Origin of the sequence: Mesorhizobium sp. M7A.F.Ca.CA.003.01.2.1, from assembly GCF_003998945.1 — a bacterium.
Classification (GTDB): Bacteria; Pseudomonadota; Alphaproteobacteria; order Rhizobiales; family Rhizobiaceae; genus Mesorhizobium; species Mesorhizobium ciceri.
The window spans coordinates 1-1,228 of record NZ_RZRA01001258.1 but is presented as its reverse complement, the minus strand read 5'-3'; the positions used below and the strand labels follow the sequence as shown (position 1 = coordinate 1,228).

At 60.4% G+C, this 1,228-nt stretch carries 1 pseudogene; it reads left to right on the top strand.

The window, feature by feature from the left end:
* Positions 1-711 precede the first annotated feature (711 nt).
* A pseudogene (locus EN969_RS31760) lies at positions 712-1,228 on the top strand (S1 RNA-binding domain-containing protein); the annotation flags it as partial.

Sequence of the window (1,228 nt, the reverse complement as noted above, 5' to 3'; positions counted from 1 at the left end):
GGCCAGGATCCGGCCGCCGACACGACATCCCTTGTCTGTGAAGTCCGCCAATCCCATCTCTCTTGCAGTCGCTCCCGGTTTGGCGCCCGGCGCCCGGTCGTTTCGTCGAAATGCCGGTTAGGCCGCGAACTCGATTAACGATTGGTATCCAGAGAAGGTTAACCAAGCCTTTTCATGCAGGGCCGCAAGCCTGGCTTTACGCTACGGAACGGCTTTTTGCCGGCATCGGAAATCGGGGTTGCCATCCACCCCGCCAAATCATAAAAGCGATGGTGGATCACTGCAATCCTGGAACCGCCCTCCTCCGCAGCTTCTTGCTACAGGGTCAGACGTAAAGGCGGCTCCTTTCGCTTCAGGCGAAAAGGGTTCAGGTGATCGCGACGAATTTCGCAGGCGTGCTCCCGTGGCGGGGGAATCGCCTGCGTGAGGAAAACGGCCGGGTTTGTTCCCGTGCCGGCTCTGTATGAGCAAACAAGCTGGTCCGGTTCGTCCGGGCTTTGGTTCAAAAGGTTCTGTTGGTGACGATGGCTTCAAGCGCAATCATGGAAAGGTCCGCATCAAACCGCGCCATTATGGCTGCGGGCGGCACCGCCATGGCGCTCAAGCGGCGGCCGACGGACGTTCAAATATCCGGCACCCACATTCCAGACACGCAGCAGCAGGCTTTGCCTCGCAAGCTGCGGCTGACGGCTGCCGGGGGGAAACGAAATAATGCCCAACAAAATGCTGATAGACGCCTCCCACCCGGAGGAAACACGCGTTGTCGTCATACGCGGTAACCGTATTGAAGAATTCGACTTTGAATCCCAGGACAAGAAGCAGCTCAAAGGAAACATCTACCTAGCCCGCGTAACGCGCGTAGAGCCCTCCCTTCAGGCAGCCTTTGTCGAATATGGCGGCAACCGTCACGGTTTTCTCGCCTTCAGTGAAATCCACCCCGATTACTACCAGATTCCGGTCGCCGATCGTCAGGCACTGCTGCGCGCGGAAGCGCAGGAGGCTGAGGACGAGGAGAACGAGGACGGCGACGGCGATGATCGCCAGAGCCGCGATCGCGGACGGCGCGGCCGCAGGCGCGGCGGCAAGCCCCGCGACCGGGGCGAGCACAAGCGCGATGCAGCCGATTCCGGCGAGGCGAGCGACGCTGCCGACGAGGCAGAAGAAGGTGCCGACGCTGGTGTCGAGGACATCTCGCACACGTCCGAGATCATTGAACATGCGGCTGATT